15 protein-coding genes are annotated in these 18,022 nt (G+C 61.7%); 11 read left to right on the top strand and 4 right to left on the bottom strand.

Going from position 1 to position 18,022, the window contains the following annotated elements; translation table 11 throughout:
* The first annotated feature begins 299 nt into the window (after positions 1 to 299).
* From ACTQ4R_RS10300 to xdh, 5 genes are all read left to right on the top strand, one after another.
* Entirely contained in the window at positions 300 to 1,625 is a 1,326-nt protein-coding gene (locus ACTQ4R_RS10300) for a TrkH family potassium uptake protein (protein WP_441628383.1), read from the top strand.
* Between the two features lie 16 nt (positions 1,626 to 1,641).
* Positions 1,642 to 2,292, top strand: coding sequence for a potassium channel family protein (locus ACTQ4R_RS10295; protein ID WP_441628381.1), 651 nt, complete (start codon positions 1,642 to 1,644; stop codon positions 2,290 to 2,292).
* A 61-nt stretch (positions 2,293 to 2,353) separates the two neighbouring features.
* The gene (locus tag ACTQ4R_RS10290; protein ID WP_441628379.1) at positions 2,354 to 2,527 is read left to right on the top strand and encodes a hypothetical protein; all 174 of its coding nucleotides are present in this window, start codon (positions 2,354 to 2,356) and stop codon (positions 2,525 to 2,527) included.
* A 131-nt stretch (positions 2,528 to 2,658) separates the two neighbouring features.
* Positions 2,659 to 3,294 carry a thiamine diphosphokinase gene (locus ACTQ4R_RS10285; protein WP_441628377.1) on the top strand — a complete coding sequence of 212 codons (636 nt, stop codon included), beginning with the start codon at positions 2,659 to 2,661 and terminating at the stop codon, positions 3,292 to 3,294.
* 141 nt (positions 3,295 to 3,435) lie between these two features.
* A complete protein-coding gene (xdh, locus tag ACTQ4R_RS10280; RefSeq protein WP_441628375.1) occupies positions 3,436 to 5,985 on the top strand; it encodes a selenium-dependent xanthine dehydrogenase in 2,550 nt (849 codons plus the stop codon).
* A 33-nt stretch (positions 5,986 to 6,018) separates the two neighbouring features.
* Here xdh and ACTQ4R_RS10275 read toward each other — a convergent pair whose 3' ends face one another.
* A complete protein-coding gene (locus ACTQ4R_RS10275) occupies positions 6,019 to 6,612 on the bottom strand; it encodes a nucleotidyltransferase family protein (protein ID WP_441628373.1) in 594 nt (197 codons plus the stop codon).
* Positions 6,613 to 6,705: 93 nt separating this feature from the next.
* On the opposite strand from ACTQ4R_RS10275, the gene xdhA reads away from it, so the two are divergent.
* The 3 genes from xdhA to xdhC are packed head-to-tail and all read left to right on the top strand — an operon-like array spanning position 6,706 to position 10,394.
* Complete coding sequence (xdhA, locus tag ACTQ4R_RS10270) at positions 6,706 to 9,000, top strand: xanthine dehydrogenase subunit XdhA (RefSeq protein WP_441628371.1); 2,295 nt, start codon at positions 6,706 to 6,708, stop codon at positions 8,998 to 9,000.
* A gap of 15 nt (positions 9,001 to 9,015) precedes the next feature.
* The gene (xdhB, locus tag ACTQ4R_RS10265) at positions 9,016 to 9,897 is read left to right on the top strand and encodes a xanthine dehydrogenase subunit XdhB (RefSeq protein WP_441628369.1); all 882 of its coding nucleotides are present in this window, start codon (positions 9,016 to 9,018) and stop codon (positions 9,895 to 9,897) included.
* Complete coding sequence (gene xdhC, locus ACTQ4R_RS10260; RefSeq protein ID WP_441628367.1) at positions 9,897 to 10,394, top strand: xanthine dehydrogenase subunit XdhC; 498 nt, start codon at positions 9,897 to 9,899, stop codon at positions 10,392 to 10,394. Before xdhB ends, xdhC begins: the two co-directional genes overlap by 1 nt.
* A gap of 63 nt (positions 10,395 to 10,457) precedes the next feature.
* Here xdhC and rbr read toward each other — a convergent pair whose 3' ends face one another.
* Entirely contained in the window at positions 10,458 to 12,503 is a 2,046-nt protein-coding gene (gene rbr / locus ACTQ4R_RS10255) for a rubrerythrin (RefSeq protein WP_441628365.1), read from the bottom strand.
* A gap of 274 nt (positions 12,504 to 12,777) precedes the next feature.
* On the opposite strand from rbr, the gene ACTQ4R_RS10250 reads away from it, so the two are divergent.
* Positions 12,778 to 12,963 (top strand): hypothetical protein, encoded by a 186-nt coding sequence (locus ACTQ4R_RS10250; protein ID WP_441628363.1) that lies wholly within the window; start codon positions 12,778 to 12,780, stop codon positions 12,961 to 12,963.
* 66 nt (positions 12,964 to 13,029) lie between these two features.
* Here ACTQ4R_RS10250 and ACTQ4R_RS10245 read toward each other — a convergent pair whose 3' ends face one another.
* Positions 13,030 to 13,857 (bottom strand): Cof-type HAD-IIB family hydrolase, encoded by an 828-nt coding sequence (locus ACTQ4R_RS10245; protein WP_441628361.1) that lies wholly within the window; start codon positions 13,855 to 13,857, stop codon positions 13,030 to 13,032.
* A 78-nt stretch (positions 13,858 to 13,935) separates the two neighbouring features.
* On the opposite strand from ACTQ4R_RS10245, the gene ACTQ4R_RS10240 reads away from it, so the two are divergent.
* Positions 13,936 to 15,231 (top strand): M18 family aminopeptidase, encoded by a 1,296-nt coding sequence (locus ACTQ4R_RS10240; protein WP_441628359.1) that lies wholly within the window; start codon positions 13,936 to 13,938, stop codon positions 15,229 to 15,231.
* A gap of 60 nt (positions 15,232 to 15,291) precedes the next feature.
* Here ACTQ4R_RS10240 and ACTQ4R_RS10235 read toward each other — a convergent pair whose 3' ends face one another.
* Entirely contained in the window at positions 15,292 to 16,692 is a 1,401-nt protein-coding gene (locus tag ACTQ4R_RS10235; protein ID WP_441628357.1) for an MATE family efflux transporter, read from the bottom strand.
* Between the two features lie 184 nt (positions 16,693 to 16,876).
* Here ACTQ4R_RS10235 and ACTQ4R_RS10230 point away from each other — a divergent pair, with 184 nt between their 5' ends.
* Entirely contained in the window at positions 16,877 to 18,007 is a 1,131-nt protein-coding gene (locus ACTQ4R_RS10230) for a DUF4317 domain-containing protein (protein WP_441628355.1), read from the top strand.
* The last annotated feature ends 15 nt before the right edge of the window (positions 18,008 to 18,022 follow it).

Genomic DNA, 18,022 nt, shown 5'->3' with positions numbered 1-18,022 from the left:
TTTCGCAAGTCTGACTCTCCAGAAATATTGGTAAATCTTTGGTAAAATTGAGAGCGAAACACAAAAAACGCTTATTTTCGGGACTTATAAGACGATTTGAGACTTTTCATCATGCCCGGTAAATCCTGCCGTGACAGACGAATAAAACTGCGTGCATAGCTGTCCTCCGTGGTGTTTTTTCTCAGTATACCACAGGGATTCAGCCGGATGCAACGGGGCGGACCGCGCTGGGTTGAAATGCAGGCGGAATAGGGGTATAATAGCCACATTATGAACAGCTTTCACAGAAGGAGGGACCCATGGAACGCCGCCGTTTTACCCTCAACGCCGTGCAGAGTCTGGCGCTGAGCTTTGCCTGCCTCATTTTGCTGGGGGCGCTGCTGCTGATGCTGCCCTGGGCTTCCCGGGACCGCGCCAGCCTGCCGTTTCTGGACGCCTTGTTTACCGCCACCTCCGCCTCCTGTGTCACGGGACTGGTGCTGTGCGATACCTGGACCCAGTTCTCCCTGTTTGGTCAAGCGGTGATCCTGGTGCTCATCCAGATCGGCGGCCTCAGCTTCATGACGGTCTCCGCCCTGGTGTCTATTTTCCTGGGGCGGCGCATCGGTCTCCACCGGCGTTCCATCCTCATGGACTCCGTGGGCGCCTTGCAGATGGGCGGCGTGGTGCGGCTGACCCGCCGGGCGCTGAAGGTGACGGTGGTGTGCGAGGGAGCCGGCGCGGCGGCGCTGCTGGTGTGGTTCTTGCCCCGGTACGGCCTGCGGGGCGTCTGGATGGCTGTGTTCCACGCGGTCTCCGCCTTCTGCAACGCGGGCTTTGACCTGCTGGGCACCGGCGCGTCGCTGACCTCGGCGGCGGGGGAGCCGTATCTGAACATCGTGCTCATTCTGCTCATCATCGCCGGCGGCCTGGGATTTTTGGTATGGGATGACATCTTGACCCACGGGACCCGCTTCCGCCGCTGGCGGCTCCACAGCAAGCTTGCTTTCACCGGCACGCTGCTGGTATTCCTTGTGAGCGGCATCGCCTTTTACATTCTGGAGGGCGGTCACGCCTTTGCCGGCGCATCCGCCGGAGACAAGCTGTTGATGGCGGCGTTCCAGGCGGTGACGCCCCGCACCGCCGGCTTCAACACTGTGGACCTGCGCTCCCTCAGCCAGAGCGGCACTCTGCTGACCATGATCCTCATGTTTATCGGCGCCGGGTCCGGCTCCACCGGCGGCGGCATCAAGGTGAACACCTTTGCCGTGCTGGTGCTCAGCGCCCTGGCCCGGGTGCGGCGCCGGGAGGATGTGGATCTGTTTGGCCGGCGGCTGGACGAGGAGGATATCCACAAGGCCTTCTCCGCCGTCAGCATGTACTTTATGGTCTGCATCGCCGGGTGCATGGTGCTGTGCCTCCAGGGCATCGCGCTGGACGACGCCCTGTTTGAATCCATTTCCGCCATGGGCACCGTGGGCCTTACCCGGGGCATCACCGCCACGCTGCCGGCGTTTTCCAAGGTGACGGTGGCGCTGATGATGTTTGCCGGACGGGTGGGCAGCATGTCCGTGGCCATGGCCATCACCCGGGACCGGCCCCGGGCCCATCTGCGGAACGTGCCGGAAAAGATTTTGATCGGTTGAGAGGAGCTGGAACGATATGAAATCCTTTTTGGTGATCGGCCTGGGCCGGTTCGGTATCCATTTGACCCACAAGCTCATGGAGCTTGGAAACGAGGTCATGGTGGTGGACCAGGACGAGGAGCGGGTGGCGAAGCTGGCGCCCGTGGCCACCGCCGCCTGCGTGGGGGACTGCCAGGACGAGCAGGTGCTGGCCTCTCTGGGCGTGCGGAATTTTGACGTATGCTTTGTCTGCGTCAGCGACGATTTCCAGACCTCGCTGGAGGCCACCGCCACGCTGAAGGACCTGGGGGCCCGCTGCGTGGTGGCCCGGGCGGACCGGGAAAAGCAGATCAAATTCCTAAAGAAAATCGGCGCTGACTTTGTCATCCACACGGAGATGGATATGGCCCACCGGGTGGCCATGCGCTTTTCCGCTGACAACGCTTTCGACTATATTGAGCTGACGCCCAAATACGCCATTTTGGAGATCGAAACGCCCCAGGAATGGGAGGGAAAGACCGTGGCGCAGGTGGATGTCCGCCGCCGTTATAACGTGAATATCCTGGGCCTCAAGACTGGAGATGAGATCGTGCCCCTGTTGGACCCGGAATACCGCTTCCAGCCGGACGCGCATCTGATCATCGCCGGAGATAAGACCGCGGGCCTGCGGCTGATGGAAAAGGATTGAGATGGCGGGCGCTTTCATAATCCGCCCCGTTTTTGCGCATACTGCCGATGGGGTGATGTGTATGAAGCGCGGAGAAAACGAACGCCGCGGCCGGACACCGGCACTGCGGCTGGAGCCGGAAAAGCGGCTGTGTCCGCTGTTCGACCCGGTGAGCATTGCTGAATTCCCGGTGGCCGCACCGGGGGAGATGGGTTACCGGGTACTGGACAATTTCTGCGAGGAGCATATCGAATGACCCCGGCCCGCCGCAATCGCGGCGGGTCAATTCATTTGCCAGCGCGGGGGGAATATGCTATACTGAAAAACAACACGGGAGCGGGCTTCGCGCATTGGCGGCGCCCCGGTCTCTTTCGGGAGTGATGTTCCATGAAACGCTGTTTTATTTTTGCCGCCGGGACCTTTTACGGCCTGCGTGAGCGGCCTGCGGCAGGGGACTTCGTCATTGCCGCTGACGCGGGCTATCTGGTCTGCCGCCGGACCGGCATTGTGCCGGACCTGCTGCTGGGAGATTTTGACTCCATGGACCAGCCGGCGGATTTTGCCAACGTCCACCGTTCCCCGGTGGAAAAGGATGATACGGACACTATGTTGGCGGTCAGGACGGCGCTGGACCGGGGCTGCGGGGAAATTTACATCTACGGCGGCACCGGCGGAAAACGCTTGGACCACACCCTGGCGAATCTCCAGACGCTGCTGTTTATCCGCCGCCGTGGGGCCAGGGGCTATCTCTATGACGATGACTTTGTTTGGACGGTGCTGGAAAATGAATCTCTGACCATTGAAAAAACAGTGGAGTGGGGGCTTTTCTCCGCTTTCTGCCTGGGAGACCGGGCGGAGGGGATCGACGAAGATGGCTTCCAATATCCCCTGCGGGACGCTGTTTTGACCCCGGAGTTTCCCCTGGGTGTCAGCAATCATATCCTGGAGCCCACCGCCGTTATCACCGTCCGGCGGGGTGCCCTGGCGGTGGGGTGGCAGCTTCCACCGCTGTGCTCAAGATAGAACAGCGAACTGAACAAACAGAGATTGCGCCGGAGCGGTGAATATTGTATAATGAAACGGAGAGGAAAGGTTGACCTTTCTGAAAAAATATAAAAAAACAGTCCGTGGGACCAGGGTTGGGCACGGCAAGGAGGTTTATTCATGGCGAATTTTACCGTGAACGGCCAGGCCGTGACCGTGGAGAAAAATCAAAAGCTCCTGCGGTTCCTGCGGGATGAGCTGCGTCTGACCAGCGTGAAGGACGGCTGCAGCGAGGGCGCCTGCGGCACCTGCACCGTCCTCATCGACGGCAAGCCCACCCGGGCCTGCATTCCCCAGACCGACAAGCTGGAGGGCAAGTCCATCGTGACGGTGGAGGGCCTTTCGGACTTTGAAAAGGATGTCTATACATATGCGTTCGGCACGGCCGGCGCCGTTCAGTGCGGCTTCTGCATCCCGGGCATGGTCATGTGCGCCAAGGGGCTGCTGGACCAGAATCCGTCCCCCACACGGGAGGAGGCGGCGTTCGCCATCCGCAACAACATCTGCCGCTGCACCGGCTATGTGAAGATCATCGACGCCATTTTGCTGGCGGCGGAGGTGTTCCGGGCCGGCACGGTGCCGGAGGCGCCCAAGGACTGGTCCCTGGGTGCCCGGGTGCCCCGGGTGGATGTGAAGGAGAAGGTCACAGGCACCGGCGTCTATCCCGATGATATTTACCTGGACGGCATGATCTACGGCTCCGCCGTCCGCAGCGCCTATCCCAGAGCCCGTGTGCTGGCCATCCACACGGAGGAGGCCGAGGCCCTGCCAGGTGTGGTGGGTGTCTACACCGCCGCCGATATTCCCGGAAAGAACAAGGTTGGCCACTTGATGAAGGACTGGGACACCATGATCAACGTGGGAGACATCACCCATTATCTGGGCGATGCCATCTGTCTGGTGGCCGCCGAGACTCCGGAGATTTTGGCCCGGGCCAAAGCGTTGGTGAAGGTGGACTATGAGGAGCTGCCCATGGTCCGCTCCCCCCGGGAGGCCATGCTGCCGGACGCGCCGCTGGTCCATAAAAGCGGCAACCTGCTGGCCCACAAGCACATCCAGCGGGGCAACCCGGCGGAGGCCATCGCCAAGTCCAAGCATGTCCTGACCCAGCGGTTCTCCACCCCCTGGACGGAGCACGCCTTCCTGGAGCCGGAGTGTGCCGTGGCTTATCCCGATGGGGATGGCGTCATGGTCCTCTCCACAGACCAGGGCGCTTACGATACCCAGCACGAGATCATGGGTATGCTGGGCTTGCCGGCGGAGCTGGTAAAGGTCCAGAACCAGCTGGTGGGCGGCGGCTTCGGCGGCAAGGAGGACGTGACCGTTCAGCACCATGCCGCCCTTATCGCCTATCTTGCCAAGCGCCCCGTCAAGGTGAAGCTCACCCGGGCGGAGAGCATCCTCATCCATCCCAAGCGCCACCCCATGGAGATGGAATTCTCCCTGGGCTGCGACGAAAACGGCATCATCCAGGGCGTGGCCGCCGAGGTCATCGCAGATACCGGCGCGTACGCCTCTCTGGGCGGCCCGGTGCTGGAGCGTGCCTGTACCCACGCCGCCGGACCGTATAATTACCAGAACTTCGAGATCGACGGCTGGGCCTATTACACCAACAATCCCCCCGCCGGCGCCTTCCGGGGCTTCGGCGTTACCCAGACGTGCTTTTGCATCGAGAGCCTTTTGAACCAGATGGCGGACATCGTGGGCATCACCCCCTGGGAGATCCGCTACCGCAACGCCATCCGTCCCGGCCAGGTGCTGCCCAACGGCCAGATCGTGGACGATTCCACCGGGCTGGTGGAGACGTTGGAGGCGGTGAAGCCCTACTATGATGAAGCAAAGTATGCCGGGATTGCCTGCGCCATGAAAAACGCCGGCGTGGGCGTGGGCATCCCGGACACCGGCCGGGTCCGCCTGGTGGCCCGGGACGGAAAACTGCATATTTTTGCCGGCGCCTCCTGTATCGGCCAGGGCCTGGGCACTGTCTTGGCCCAAATGGTCTATGACCAGACGAGGATTCCCCGGGAAAACATCGTCTATGAGCGGTCCAATACCTACTGCGCACCGGATTCCGGCACGACCTCCGGCTCCCGACAGACGCTGTTCACCGGCGAGGCCTGCCGCCGGGCCTGCCAGGGCCTGCGGGAAGCACTTAAGGAACATACCCTGGCAGAGCTGGAAGGACAGGAATTTTACGGTGAGTACCTGGGTAAGACGGACCCGTTGGGCGCCGATGTACCCAATCCCGTCAGCCATATTGCCTACGGCTACGCCACCCAGGTGTGCATCCTGGATGAGGAGGGCCGCATCCAGCAGATGGTGGCCGCCCACGACGTGGGCAAGGCGGTGAATCCCACCTCCATCGAAGGACAGATCGAAGGCGGCGTGGTCATGTCCATGGGCTTCGCCCTGACGGAGCGGTATCCCCTTGATAACTGTAAGCCCACCGCCAAGTACGGCACTCTGGGCCTGTTCCGTGCCAACCAGATCCCTGAGATCACCCCCATCATTGTGGAAAAGCAGGGGCTGAATGTGGCCTGCGGCGCCATTGGCATCGGTGAGATCACCTCTATTCCCACGGCTCCCGCCATTGCCGACGCCTACTGCCGCTATGACGGCCGCCTCCGTACCAGCCTTCCGCTGGAAGGCACACCGTACAGCCGAAAGTAAAAAGAAACGGCGGGGCAACCGCCCCGCCGCGCTTCATAAAGCAAGCTGTTTTCTTGTGAGTTCCTCCAGCGCTTGAACTGTGTCCACGTCGTACAGCTCACGCGCATCTACCTCCAGCAGCGCCAGGTCCTCCTGGTGGCGGCGGATGACGCTGCTGCCGCCATGGTCCTCTGTCAGCGCCAGCAGCTCCGGGAAAAACCGGGCGGGGAAGAGGCAGGGGTTGCCCCGGACTCCGCCGTGGCTGAGTGCCGCGATTTTTTCCGGCTGGCGCTTCCACAGTTCCACCAGCTTTTCCACGCTCTCCCGCCGCAAAAGCGGCTGGTCAGATACTGAAAACAGCACGCCGTCGCAGTCCCGCAGTTCCCGCAGACCCAGCGAAATGGTATGGCTGATGCCGTAGTCCGGGTGTTCATTGCGAATAGCTGTAAAACAAAATTCCTCCGCAAGTTTTATGATCTCGGGATATTGGCTCACCACCGCCACGGAGGAAAACAGCTCCGCCGGGACTGCCTCCAAAGCACGCTGGATCAGGCTCCGCCCCGCCAGCGTGGAAGCCAGCTTGTTGTTCCCAAAGCGCCGGGCGTTTCCGGCGGCCATGACCACGCATCCGATTTTTAAAGTATCCAATTGCTCATCTCCCATCTGCGTCTCAGTATATCCGTTTTCCGCCCCGTAAGTCAATCCGGAGGCGGGACTTCATTCCATAAGGAGGCATGCCCTATGAACAAAAGTGTCGGCAAAAGCGTCGTCCGCGTGGACGCCTATGAAAAGGCCACCGGCCGTGCCAAGTATATGGACGACCTGTGTGACCGGAGCGCCTACGTGGCAAAGATCTGCCACGCGAGCATTGCCCACGGCTATGTCAAGTCCATCGATACCTCCGCGGCGGAGAACATTTCCGGCGTGGTCCGTATTTTGACCTGCTTTGATGTGCCCAACATTCCCTTCCCCACGGCGGGCCATCCCTGGTCCACAGACCCCTCCCACCAGGATGTGGCGGACCGGCTGCTGCTGAACCGCCATGTCCGCTACTACGGCGACGAGGTGGCGGTGGTCATCGCGGAGGACGAGGTGTCCGCCGCCCAGGCGGTCCGGGCGTTGAAGGTGGAGTATGAGGAGCTGCCCTTCGTGCTGGATGTGCAGAAGGCCATGGAGCCGGATGCTCCCCAGCTCCACGAGGAGTTCCCCGGCAACGTGCTCAAGCACACGGACATCCGCCGGGGAAACTACGAGGAAGCCCGGAAAGAGCCGGGGCTCATCAAGGTGGAGGGCTGGTACGACACTCCCACCGTCCAGCACTGCCATATTGAAAACCACGGGTGCTTCGCCTATATGGAGGCGGGCCGGGTGGTGGTGGTCAGCTCCACCCAGATCCCCCACATCGTCCGCCGGGTGGTGGGGCAGGCCCTGGGCATCTCCTGGGGCAAGGTCCGCATTATCAAGCCCTATATCGGCGGAGGCTTCGGCAACAAGCAGGACGCCCTGTACGAGCCTTTGTGCGCATGGTGCTCCACCCAGGTGGGCGGGCATCTGGTAAAGCTGGAGTGCAGCCGGGAGGAGACCTTTGTCTCCAACCGTGTCCGCCATGCCATCCGCACTCACATCATCTCCTATGTCCGGCCGGACGGCACTCTGGTGGCCCGGAAGTTTGAGGCCTTTTCCAACCAGGGAGCCTACGCCTCCCACGGCCACGGCGTGGTGGCCAAGGGCATGGGCGCCTTCCCCCAGCTCTATCCCTGCGACAATCTGGAGTGTGACTGCTGGTCCGTGTTCACCAACCGTCCCGCCGCCGGCGCTATGCGGGGCTACGGAATCCCCCAGGCCATGTTCGCCGGGGAGTGCCATATTGATGACATCTGCTTACGCCTCGGCATGGAGCCGCTGGAATTCCGCCGGAAGAACCTCATGCCCGTGGGCTATGTGGACGGCTTTTCCAAGAACGAGCTGTATACCGACACCTTCAACCAGTGCATGGACAAGGGCATGGCTATCATGGACTATGCCCGCAAGTTCCGGGAATACCGGAACCAGACCGGCCCCGTCCGCAGGGGCGTGGGACTGGCGGTGTTCTGGTACAATACCGCCGTCTGGCCCATCTCCCTGGAGTCCTCCTCCTGCCGCATGGTGCTCAACCAGGACGGCTCCCTCCAGTTCCAGACCGGCGAAACGGAGATCGGCCAGGGCTGTGACACCGCCTATTCCCAGATGGTGGCGGACGCCGTGGGCGTGCCCTTAAAAGACGTCCACGTGGTCTCCACCCAGGACACGGACATCACCCCCTTCGGCACCGGCGCCTATGCCTCCCGCCAGACCTACATCGGCGGCTTTTCCATCATGCAGACCGCCCAGGCTCTCCGGGAGCGCATTTTGAACATTGCCCATGAGCAGACCCGGATGCCTGTTTCCAACCTGGACCTGGTGGACGGCCAGATCGTCCGCAAGTCCGACGGCCGGGTGCTCAAATCCCTAGGGGACCTGGCCACGGAGAGCCTGTACTCCCTGGAGCACAGCCAGCATATTACCGCCGAGACCACGGCACAGATCAAGTCCAACGCCTACTCCTTCGGCTGTTCCTTTGCCGAGGTGGAGGTGGATATCCCCATGTGCAAGGTGAAGCTTTTGAACATCGTCAACGTCCACGACTGCGGCACCCTCATCAACCCCGCCCTGGCGGAGGCCCAGGTCCACGGCGGTATGTCCATGGCCATCGGCTACGGCCTTTCCGAGGAGCTGAAGTTCGATGAAAAGACCGGAAAGCCTTTGAACAACAACCTGCTGGACTACAAGCTCTCCACCTTCATGGACCATCCCCACCTCCAGGCGGCCTTTGTGGAAAACCCGGAGCCCACATCCCCCTACGGCACCAAGTCCCTGGGCGAGCCGCCGGCCTGCTCCGGCGCTCCCGCCATCCGCAACGCCATTTTAAACGCCACCGGCGTTGCCATTGACCGCTGTCCCATCACGCCCCATGTCCTCTATGCCGCCTTCAAAGAGGCCGGCCTCATCAATGATTAAGGGAGGGAACCCGTTATGTATGATATGAAAGCATTGTACCAGGCCGTGGATGTGGCCGACGCCGTGGCCCTCCGTCTTGCCCATCCCGAGGCCCAGATCATCGCCGGCGGCTCCGACGTGCTGGTCCAGATGCGGGAGGGGAAACGGGCCGGTGCGGAGCTAATCTCCATTTACGGCCTGGATGAGCTGCGGGGCGTGTCCCTGGAGGAAGATGGGACACTGCGCATCGGTTCCCTCTCCAGTTTTTCCCACATCACCCAGGACCCCCTTATCCAAAAGTACGTGAACGTGCTGGGAGAGGCGGTGGACCAGGTGGGCGGTCCGCAGATCCGCAACATCGGTACCATCGGCGGCAACACCTGCAACGGCGTCACTTCCGCCGATTCCGCCTCCACGCTCCATGCCTATGACGCCGTTGTGGAGCTGACGGGGCCGGAGGGCGTCCGCCGCCAGCCGATCTCTGAGTTTTATATCCGGGCCGGCAAGGTGGACATCCGGGAGGGCGAGCTCCAGACCGCCATCCTCATTCCGAAGGAGAGCTACGAGGAGACCTTCGGCCACTATATCAAGTATGCCATGCGCAACGCCATGGATATCGCCACTCTGGGCACCTCTGTGAATGTCCGCCTCTCCGCTGACAAAAAGCGGGTGGAGCGGGCGAGAGTGGCCTTTGGCGTGGCGGGCCCCGTGCCTCTGCGGGCCAGGACTGCCGAGGCTCTGGCTGCCGGGCAGCCCCTTTCCATGGACCTGGCGGAGCGGTTTGCCCAGGCGGTGAAGGAGGATATCAACCCCCGGGACTCCTGGCGTGCCGCCAGGGATTTCCGAATGCATATCGCGGTGGAGAGCGCCAAGCGGGCCTTCATCGAATCTGTGAAGAAAGCGGGAGGTGAGCTGTAATGGCCCAGATGCAGACGGTCCATTTCAATCTCAACGGCAAGGACGTGGAGCGCACCGTGGACGTGCGGGCCAGCCTCACCGACATGCTCCGCAACGATTACCGCCTGACCTCCGTGAAAAAGGGCTGCGAGGTGGGAGAGTGCGGCGCCTGCACCGTCCTCATCGACGGGGAGGCCTTCAACTCCTGCATCTATCTGGCGGTCTGGGCGGAGGGCAAGCGCATCCGCACCCTGGAGGGGCTGCTGGGGCCCAACGGTGAGCTCAGCGACATCCAGCAGGCCTTTGTGGAGGAGGCGGCTATCCAGTGCGGCTTCTGTACGCCCGGCTTTATCCTCACCGCCGAGGAGATTTTGGAAAGCGGCAGGGAATATACCGACGAGGAGCTGCGCAAGCTCCTCTCCGGCCACCTGTGCCGCTGCACCGGATATGAGAATATCCTCCGGGCGGTGAAAAAAACCATGTACAAGCGCCTGGGCAAGGAAATGCCCCAGGCATAGGCAATCAAAAACACAACCACCGGCCGGTGGTTGTGTTTTTATCGAAAGCGTGTATTTAACGGGTCAGATCTTATGTACTTCGAAATACGCCTGGCTGTATTTGCACACGGGGCAGACGTCCGGAGCCTTGGTGCCCACCACAATGTGACCGCAGATACGGCACTCCCACATGGTCTGGCCGCTCTTTTCAAAAACCTGCTTCATCTGCACGTCATTGAGCAGCTTGCGGTAACGCTCCTCGTGGCGCTTTTCGATGGCGCCCACCATGCGGAAGCGGTCCGCCAGGTCGTGGAAGCCCTCTTCATCCGCTTCCCGGGCCATCCGGTCATACATATCGGTCCACTCGTAGTTTTCGCCCTCGGCGGCGGCCAGGAGGTTTTCAGCGGAGGTGCCGATATGTCCCAGCTCCTGGAACCAGACACGGGCGTGCTCCTGCTCGTTGCGGGCGGTTTTCAAAAACAGCTCTGCCAGCTCCTCATAGCCCTCCCGCTGGGCAACCAGCGCGAAGTAGGTGTACTTGTTCCGGGCCTGACTCTCGCCGGCGAAGGCCTCCTCCAGGTTCTTCTCGGTCTTGGTGCCGGCATAAGGAGAGGCACCGGCCGCGGGAGCCTCCTCTACCAACTCAAAGGCGGAGGCGGGCTGCCGGCACAGCGGGCAGGTGAAGTCCGCGGGCAGCTCCTCGCCCTCGTAAATATAACCGCATACTTTGCATTTCCACTTTTTCATCGTTGTTCCTCCTTGCTTCAAATCACCGCTTCGATCCAGATAGGCTGTGTGCAGCATTTTTTCCGCCAGCTCACTCAGCGGCTGACCGTAAAATTCAGCGTACAGCTGTTGGATCTCCTGGTTTTCGTGACTCAAACGCAGCCGCATGCCGGCGTCCCGCTGGTACAGGCTGCTGATACGGGACTTGCGGACCTCGTCGCCGTCCGCCATGATATCCCTGGGTTGACCGCCGCCGCCGATGCAGCCGCCGGGGCAGGTCATGACTTCAATGAAATGGTACTGCTTCTCGCCGGACTTCACCCGCTCGATCATTTTCCGGGCGTTGGCCGTGCCGTAGACCACGGCCACGTTCACAGTCAGACCGCTGATGTCCAAGCTGGCCTCCCGGATGCCGTCGTAGCCCCGGACGGGCTGGAGGTCCAGCAGAGCCTCCGGAGGCTGCTGGCCGGTGATAAAGGCATAAGCCGTCCGCAGGGCGGCCTCCATGACGCCGCCGGTATTGCCGAAGATGACGCCCGCGCCGGAGGCCTCGCCCATCAGGCGGTCATAGTCGCTCTCCGGCAGGGAGGCGAAGTCAACGCCCTCCTCCTTGGCCCACAGGGCCAGCTCCCGGGTGGTGATGACCTGGTCCATGTCCCGCATGGTGGGGATGCCCAGCTTCTTGCCTGCCGCGTTCATCTCGGAGCGGCGAATTTCAAACTTCTTGGCCGTGCAGGGAGTCAGGGCCACATTGACGATCTTCTCCGGGTCGATGCCCATCTTCTTGGCGAAGTAGGTCTTGATGGTGGGGCCCTGCATCCCGATGGGGCTCTTGGCGCTGGAGATGTTGGGCAGCAGCTCCGGGTAATAGGTCTCCGCGAACTTGACCCAGGCGGGGCAGCAGCTGGTGAACTGGGGTAGGGGCTTGTCCCCGGTGGTGATGCGCTGGATCAGCTCGCTGGCCTCCTCCACGATGGTCAGGTCGGCGGCAAAGTTGGTGTCCAGCACGTAGTCGGCGCCCAAAGCCCGCAGCAGGGCCACCATTTTCCCCTGGACGAAAGCGCCCTTGGGCATTCCGAACTCCTCACCCAATGCCGCACGGACGGAGGGGGAGGTGCTGACGATGACCACCTTGTCCGGATCCTTCACGGCGGCCCGGACAGCCGGGTACTCATATACTTCCGTAATGCTGGCGGGCGGACAGACGTTGGCACACTGACCGCAGTGGATGCAGATGGCCTTTCCGCCGGTTTGCTCCAGGGTATATGTACCGTGTACGCCGATCTGCTGCGTACAGACCTCCTTACACATTCCGCACTTGATGCAAAGGTCCTCCCGCCGGCGGATAGCGGGATTGTCCGCGTCAATGGGGACGCGAACGGTCAAAGGCAGATGCTGACCCATAAACAAAACCTCCTGGTTCAAAATTTATATACCTATGGTTTGTTCTGTTTTCTGTCAATATCATACAACTTTTTGCGGATAAGTCAATTTCAAATTTCAAATACCGATAAATTAGCGGTAAGAAAAAAAGACGCCGGAGGCGGGACTGACGTGTGAAAACGCATCTGGATGTGGCATAGATGACGCTGAAAAAAACAAAAAAGTCCAAATTTGAACTAGACTGTTATGTCCTTTTCCAGTATAATATCTCCAGCATTTACAGGAGGCGCCCTGTATGGAAAATGAGGTCCCGGAAGAAGTCATAATGTCAGTCAAAATGAAGGACGGCTCGGTGCGTTCCTTTGATTTGACCGAGAGCCAGTGCAAGGCGGTCATTCGGGCATTGGGCCTTTCCATCATTCATGGGGAAGTGGCTGTTTTGGATGACTGGACGATCGAGCACGAACTTGCGGAATCATGAAAAAAGAAGTCCCCGATGGTTCGGGGACTTCTTTTTTTTTGTGTGAGAAGGACGCTTCAAATGCGGTCACAGACGCAGGATGCGGAAAATCCCATGGGCCACGCCGTCTTCCCGGTGGTCCAGGGTGACCTGGTCCGCCGCCGCGAGACAGGCGGGGGAGGCGTTGGCCATGGCGATGCCGCAGCCAACGTAAGAGAGCATGTCCGCGTCGTTGTCCCCGTCGCCGAAGGCGGCGATGTCCGCCGGGGAGAGACCCAGCCGCTCCGCCACAAACCGGACGCCGGAGTGCTTGCCAGCGTCCCGGTGGGAGATCTCGATGAGCTGCTGAACGGAGGAGGTGACATAGATGTCCGGCACGGTGCTTTCCAACCGGGTCCAGATACGGCGTTTGGTCGTTTCCTCCCCAACGATGAGGTCCATGCTGTCCAGTTCCGCCAGATGGAGACGGATGAAGGTGGCCATGTCCTCCACCGGATGGCGGGTGCTTTGGATGTACCGGACGGCCTGGGGGGTGGCGCCGTATTTGACCGGGTCCGCCACATAAGGGGCGTGGGCGTAGGCCTGGCCGTCCACAAAAGCCTCGCATACCACCGATTCCTCCGCCGCCAAAGCCAGAATGGCCTGGACGGAGTCCGGCGTCATGGCGTAGCTGTGAAGGCGCCTGCCGGTGGGCAGGTGGTACACAGCGGCACCATTGGACGTGATGGCATACTCGATGCCCGGCACAGCGGTCACATCCTCCGGCAGGCTGGCGAAAGGACGGCCGCTGGCGATGACGATATGGACGCCTTTGGCGATGGCGTATTCCAGCGCCTGCCGGTTTCCCGGGGAAAGGCGGCCCTCGCCGTTCAGCGTGGTCCGGTCCAGGTCCAAAGCGATACACTGAATAGACATTTCATCAACTCCTGGCTGACATTTTACCATGTCCTGTGGTATAATGCCATATATTTCTCATGGACGGAGGAACTTGCCATGGACGAAAATCTGATCCGGCGCCTGTTGGATTTTCTGGACGCCAGTCCCAGCTGTTACCACGCCGTGGACAACCTGGTCCGGCGGCTGGAGGCGGAGGGATATACGCGCCTGCGGGAGAGCGAGCCCTGGGCCCTGGCGGCCGGCGGACGCTATTTTGCAGTGCGGGGTGACTCCACCCTCGCGGCTTTCCGCGTTCCTGCCGCGCCGGTGGGCTTCATGCTGGCGGCGGCCCACAGCGACAGTCCTACCTATAAGGTCCGGGAGGAAGCGGAGGTCCCCTCCGCCGGCGGCTGTGTGCGGCTGGCAGTGGAGCCCTACGGCGGCATGATCGCCCGCTCCTGGCTGGACCGGCCCCTGTCTGTGGCGGGACGGCTGGTGGTCCGGCGGGAGGGCGGCATCGCCACCCGGCTGGTGAACGTGGACCGGGACCTGGTGGTGATCCCCAGCGTTGCCATCCACCTGGACCGTGAGGTGAACAAGGGCACCGCATTAAAGGCCAATACCGACCTGCTGCCCCTGTTTGGCTGCGGAGGGGAGACGGGTCGCTTCCGGGCGCTGCTGGCGGAGGCCGCCGGCGTGGCGGAGGAGGACATCCTCTCCACGGAGCTATTTTTGTATCCCAGGACTCCCGGCACGGTGCTGGGCGCGGAGGGGGAGTTCATTGCCGCGCCCAGGCTGGATGACCTCCAGTGTGTGTTTGCCTGCCTGGAGGGCTTTCTGGCGGCCAAGGAGGGCGGCAGCGTGCCGGTGTTGTGCGTGTTCAACAACGAGGAGGTGGGCAGCGGCACCCGGCAGGGGGCGGACTCCACCTTCCTCACGGACGTGCTGGAGCGGGTCAGCACCGCTCTGGGACGGGACTGGCGGACTATGGCGGCCAACAGCTTCATGGTGTCGGCGAATAACGCCCACGCTGTCCATCCCGCCCATCCGGAGCTGTACGACGGCGTGGAGCGCCCTGTGCTGAACGGCGGCGTGGTCCTCAAATACAACGCCAACCAGAAGTACACCACCGACGCCGTGTCCGGCGCGGTGTTCCGGGAGACCTGCCGGGCCGCGGGAGTGCCGGTGCAGCGGTACAGCAACCGGGCGGACCTGCCCGGCGGTTCCACCTTGGGCAACATCAGCAGCGCCCATCTGTCCATACCAACAGTGGACATCGGCCTGCCCCAGCTGGCCATGCACGCGTCCTATGAGGTGGCCGGCAGCCGTGACACGGCGGACCTGGTGAAGGTCATGACGGCGTATTTTGGCCGCAGCTTCCGGTATCTGCCGGACGGCGGCATGACACTGTGAACAAAACAGCAGGCGGAGCGTGACGCTCCGCCTGCTGTTTTAGGGATAAGGGAATGGAGGTTACGCCAAAGCGGATTCCGGGACCCAATGGCCCCGCAGCAGCCGCACCAGGAAAATGATGCCCCGAAAAACCAGCTCCGCGGTCATGGTGCCCCAGATGCCCATGACGCCAAAGCGCCGGGTATACAGAAGGACCACCAGCACCCGCATGCCCCACATGCTGCAAAGGTTCAAAAAGAACGGTCCCTTGCTGTCCCCAGCGCCCCGGAGGGCACCGATGACCACGATGCTGACGGCAAACAGCGGTTCAGAAAAGGCCACCACCCGCAAAACGCGGCTGGCCATAGCCACCACCTCCGCGTCCGGCGTCAGAGTGCCGGTCAGCAGCGGCGCGGCGAAGAACAGCAGAGCGCCGGTGACGCTCACCAGTGAGAAGCCCAGAGCCGTGGTGCTGTACGCGAACCGCTTCGCCATATCCGGCCGGCCGGCGCCGATGCTCTGGCCCACCAGGGCGGTGGCGGCCGCCGCCACGCCGTAGGCGGGCAGATAGCAGATGCTCTCCGCTTGAACGGCCACGTAGTTGGCTGCCACAGACAGCGCACCCATGCTGTTGACCACGGAGGTCATGATGATCTGGGCGCCGCAGAGGGTGATGCGCTCCAAAGCGGCGGGAACGGACAGGCGGAAGGCGTTGCGCAGGCACACGCCGGTAAAGCGCCAGGTCTCATCTCCCTGCAGGTGCAGGGGACCGGGACGGCGAATGAGAAGCAGCAGCATCACAAGGCCCACGCAGGCCATGGACAGGCCTGTGCCCAGCGCCGCTCCCCGGACGCCCAGCCCCGCGCCCCAGACGGTGACGCCGCACACCTGCCGGGTGGGGTAGATGAGGAAAAAGTTGAACACCACGTCCAGCACACACATCCCCACGTTCAAAAGACTGGGCAGGCGGACATTGCCGCTGCACCGAAGGATGCTGGAGTACAGGGCAGAGGCTATGTAGAAGGGTAGAAAAGCGCCCACGATGGAAAAATAGGCGCTGGCGTCAGGACAGACGGCGGGGTCGGCTCCCAGCAGCCAGGGCAGGAACTGGCCCAGGGTGATGGCCACGGCGGCCAGCGCCAGACCAAAGGCGGCGTTGAACAGCATGGCCTGGCACAGAACATTGCGGCTGTCCCTGGCCCGCCCGGCGCCCAGATATTGGGCTACTTGCACGGAAAAACCCACCGCAATGGCATTGACAATGCCGTTGAACAGCCAGATGGTACTGGCCACAGCGCCGATGGCGGCAGTGGCTTGATAGCCGAGACTTCCCACCATGGTGGTATCGATATAGCTCATGAGGGTGACCACCAGCTGCTCCAGGATCGCGGGAACAGACAGGGCCACCACCAGGCGCATTTGTTCTTTCGGGGAGATGGACGCGCCGCTGCGCATGGCTTCGCTCATCTGCTGCATATCCATAACGGGAAGGCCCCTTTCCGCAAAAATAAAGGACTGTTTTCCAAGCCCCGTCTTATTCTAACAGAAAACTGCCGCCTTGCAAGAGGGAATCCGCCATCCGGACTTTGAAAAGCTTGCCGGCTGTGGTATAATCGGTTCCGCGGCTATCGTTGGCCGGCAAAACCCAAGGAGGAACATCGACCCTATGAACGAAAAAGAGATCGCGGAGCTCCGCCGCCGTTTCCGGCAGGACAAGAGCAGCATCACCCATGTACGCGGGTGTTATGTAAATGAAAACCGGGAGATCATCTCGGAGTTTGACCAGTCCTTGACCCTGTCCCGGCAGGAGGACGCGGAAAAAATACTGGCTGTCCTGCGCAAGACCCTGTCCGGCGCTGTGGGGCGGAACCTGCTGGACATCGAGTTTGACACCCGCCAGGTGGTGGAGGGGGACGAGCACCGGCTGCTGATGGCCCTGCGGGATTCCCGGCTGGCGGACCAGGAGGCCGTTCACGCCCTGTTCCGGCGGGTGATCGCCAGCCTGGACCTGGCGGGCAACTACCTTATCCTGCTGGCCTATGACGCCTACGATGTGCCCTACCGCTCCAAGGACGGGCAGCGGCAGGACGACGCCTCCGACCAGGTATTCACTTACATATTGTGCGCGGTCTGTCCGGTGAAGCTCACCAAGGACGCGCTGAGCTATTACATCCAGGAAAATCAGTTCCGCAGCGTGGAGGCGGATTGGGTGGTGGCGGCGCCGGAGGTGGGCTTTTTGTTCCCGGCCTTTGACGACCGCGCCACCAATTTGTACAATGCCCTGTACTACACCCGGGATATTTCCCAGAGCCACCCGGACTTTGTGGACGCCCTGTTCAAAAGCCAGGTGCCCATGCCCGCCGCCGTCCAGAAAGAGACATTCCAGTCCATCCTGGGGGACACGCTGGAGGAGGAATGCCGTTATGAGGTGGTCCAGGCGGTCCACGATGAGCTGTGCGGCATGATCGCTGCCCACAAGGAGAGCAAGGAGGAAGACCCGCTGGTCATCTCCAAGGTGACGGTAAAGCAGGTGCTCCACGAATGCGGCGTGTCGCCGGACCATGTGGAGCGGTTCGAGGAGCAGTATGACCGCCAGTTTGGCCCGGAGGCGGACCTGCCGCCCCGGAACATTGTGGATGAAAAGCAGCTGGAAGTGAAAACGCCGGATGTGACCATTAAGGTCAGCCCGGAGCGCAGCGACCTGGTGGAGACCCGGGTCATCGACGGGCGGCGGTATATCCTCATCCGGGCCGAGGAGGGCGTCGAGGTCAACGGCGTCCAGATCCACATTTCTTAAGAGAAGGGAGGCGGT

It is taken from the genome of Dysosmobacter sp. Sow4_B12 (genome assembly GCF_052116665.1).
Taxonomy (GTDB): domain Bacteria; phylum Bacillota; class Clostridia; order Oscillospirales; family Oscillospiraceae; genus Oscillibacter.
Note: the sequence above shows the minus strand (reverse complement) of the source record. Positions and strands in the feature narration are given on the sequence as shown.